Below are 3,302 nucleotides of genomic sequence, written 5' to 3'. Positions count from 1 at the left end.
TCCCCGCCCCCACGCCACCGAGCCCCATCAACGGCACGACAACCGGCTACACAGCCAGCGGCAACGCGCCGAGTCTCACAACCGCCCTGGCGGTTCCCCTCCGCACAACCGTCAGCGCCCCGGCCCCCGAAATCGCCCTCCGCTCCAGCTCCAGCAACTGCCCAACGCCCGCACCCCGTTCATGCGCGAACCCCCTTCAGCGGCCAGAAACGGCTCAGGCTCACTGGACACGAACGGTTCAGGCGCTACGACAAGGCACTACGCCCTCGATCGCCACCGCCGCCATCTGCCTCGGCGTGATCACAACAGCCTGCCTCTTGATCACCGCCCTGCGCCGAGGCCGTCGCAGACGCCAGCCGCGGAGAAGCTCGCACACCCGTGTCAGGAGCCAGGGCCAACACCGCAAGCGACGACGACATGACCAAGCCGGCAACCATCAGCCGTCAACCCAGCCGATACCACGTTGACGCGCCACACCTGTGGCCGACCACCGTCGACGACCACAAGACGAAGACATGCTCACCAAGCTCGGCCCACGAAGTCAGCTCGGGCTTCCCGGGAAAGCCTCCGAAGGCCAGCCACTGGCCCCACGCACCGGTCCGCAGACCCACCCAACTCATCCAGCCGCCCCAGGCCACCTCCGTCGAACCCCGCCGCCGAGTCACCCCGACCGAGTTAGCTGACCCACCCAACTCCGCTCGACCAAGCCATGGCCGCCTCAGCAGGCGTCACTCATCACGCCCTCGGATGCGCCTGTCGATACGCCGCCCGCAACCGCTCAATCGAGACATGCGTGTAGATCTGCGTGGTGTGCAGGGACGCATGCCCCAGCAGTTCCTGAACGCTGCGCAGATCCGCACCACCTTCGAGCAAGTGTGTCGCCGCACTGTGCCGCAACCCGTGCGGCCCCATGTCCGGCGCGCCTTCCACCTGGGCCAGCCGAGCATGCACAACCCGCCGTACGGTCCCGGCGTCGACACGTCCACCCCGCACCCCGAGAAAGAGCGCCGGCCCCGAGCCTGCCCGAACCCACAACGGCCGCCCATGGATGCACCACCGATCCAACGCGCGCAGCGCAGGCGCCCCGAACGGCACCGAACGCTCCTTGCGTCCCTTACCGAGCACCCTGACGACGTTCCGCTCTCGGTCCACGTCATCGACATCAAGCGCGCAAAGCTCGCTGACCCGCACACCGGTGGCATACAACAACTCAAGAAGCGCCTGATCCCGCAAATCCTTGGGCTCCCCATCAGAGGGCTCGGCCAATACGGCCTCAGCCTGCTGCTGATCGAGTACGGCAGGCAGAGACCGAGGCGACTTGGCACTTCCGAGCAGCAGCCCAGGGTCCGTCGGCAACCAACCCCGACGATGGCAATAGGCGGTGAAGGTACGAGCACAGGCAGTCCTGCGCGCCAGAGTGGCCCGCGCCTTACCTGCCGCATGTTGTCCGGCCAGCCACTCCCTGAGCACCCCGATGCCGAGCCCCTCGACCAGCCCACCCGTGTGATCAAGCAGTGAGTTGACGTCCGTCAGGTACGCCCGAACCGTATGCGGAGAAAGATCACGCTCAAGCCGCAGATACCGCTCGAACTCGCCGACTACTTCTTCTCTTTCCACCCGCGCCCCCACTCTCTTCCCTTCCCACGTCCTGATCTCTGCGCTGCTCCCATCCCACCGCGGTCCCGAACGCCCATCAACTTCGAGTCCGGCCACTCCCAGCGCCGACGGCTCCGACGGCCGTCCGTGCACGCGCCCGCGACCAACATCCTCATTCTCACCAAACCCACACCTCGCCCGAGGCTCCATGCGCCAGAGATGATGATGTGCCGTGCCGTGTAGCTGTGACCGCGAGCAGCAGCAACGTTTGTCCGCTGATTTGAGCGACGGTTTCGAGAGCTTCCGGGCGATGACGACGATGAGATCAAGTAACGGTGTGAGGACGCCGTCACGGACCCTGCGACCAACCGCCAAACGCCGCCGAACCCCGACATAGAACATTCACCACACAAATCTTGATCTTTACGGTAGGAAGGCATCGTGACCGAGGATCAGCGGCAGAGCAGTCGACGGCAGGGCCGCTCGCTGGTGTCCCGTCCCGTCATGATCCTGGCGAGTTCCCTGGTGATCGGAGCAGGATTCGGCGCGGCAACCTCCCTCGTGAACGCTCTCTCCCACAGCCACGCCGACCTTTTCAGCCGTGCCTACACCACCAGCGGGTGGTCGATCGCGGAAATCATGAGCGTGCTGCTCGACTCCGGCTGGGCTTGGGCGGGTCTGGCGGTCGCGGTGGGTTGGCTCGTCACACGCGCCGTGGAGAGCCATCCCCTTGCGCTGGCACGCGACGGTGCTGTCGCCGGCGCACTGGCCCTGCTTGCGGCCACGGCCGCCTACAGCATCGTGGACACCATTCGTCGCGGCGGGCAGTTCCCCTGGTACGAGTCCGAACCGACCCTGTGGTGGGTCGCCAGCGTCGTGCTCGGAGCGCCCTTGGGTGCCATTGGCGCATGCGTCAAGCGGTCGGGGACGATCGGTTTGCTCGCGAGGTTGACCGTGCCGGTCGGCGCCGCCGACCGTGCCGGTCGGCGCCGCCGTTCAGATGGTCGTGCTTCCACCAGGCAGGAACGAGGTGGTCGAGGACATAGGAAAGACGGTCGTGTGGACGGCGGCTGCGGCGAGCATCGGGGTAATCGTCGTCCGCCTCCTCCTCGTGGAGCGACGTCGGCGCTCCCTGGCAACTGCGGAATCGCCATGAGCAGGAGTGGAGCATGCGCGGCACTCGGCAACGTAGCAGCGCACGATCCCGTGGGACGCCTGCGCGTCGTACTCGTCCGCCAGCCGGGCCGGACCATGTGGCACTGCTTACGGGGGTGCGTCGGGGCCTGCCCGCAGCAGCGTCTCGATCACTGGCATGCAGGGATCCAGCGGCGACGCACGCCGGGGCTATCCTCTCCCTCCGTTGCTACCACGGCGACTCCAATGCCTTACGCGCAGTTGGATACGAGACGCTGTGCTCCGCCCTCACCGCGTGGATCGACACCCGTCAGCACAGCGCATGCAGTTCGGTCGTGGAACGCCGCGACATCCAGCGCCCCGCAGCGGGTGGCACACCAGATACCGGCGACTCAGCCCGAGATCGGGGGCTGGTGAGCAGTCCACAAGATGGTCCGGCCTGCGCTGGTGCCGTCCCCGCAGAGCAGATGGAGTGGAGTTGGCCCGGTTTGGTAGACACCTGATCTCTGGGGAACCCTGGTCCCCGGAAGAAGGAGTCTGCAGTGCCAAACAACTATCCGCCGGAGTTTCGC

At 66.5% G+C, this 3,302-nt stretch carries 1 protein-coding gene; it reads right to left on the bottom strand.

From position 1 onward, the window contains the following. Positions 1 to 735 precede the first annotated feature (735 nt). Positions 736 to 1,617: a tyrosine recombinase XerC gene (locus tag FAF44_RS52515; RefSeq protein WP_237111007.1), complete on the bottom strand. Its 882-nt coding sequence runs from the start codon at positions 1,615 to 1,617 to the stop codon at positions 736 to 738. Positions 1,618 to 3,302: the final 1,685 nt, after the last annotated feature.

It is taken from the genome of Nonomuraea sp. MG754425, assembly GCF_021699195.1.
Taxonomy (GTDB): Bacteria; Actinomycetota; Actinomycetes; order Streptosporangiales; family Streptosporangiaceae; genus Nonomuraea.
The sequence above is the reverse complement of the archived record's forward strand: the minus strand, read 5'-3'. Positions and strand labels throughout refer to the sequence as shown.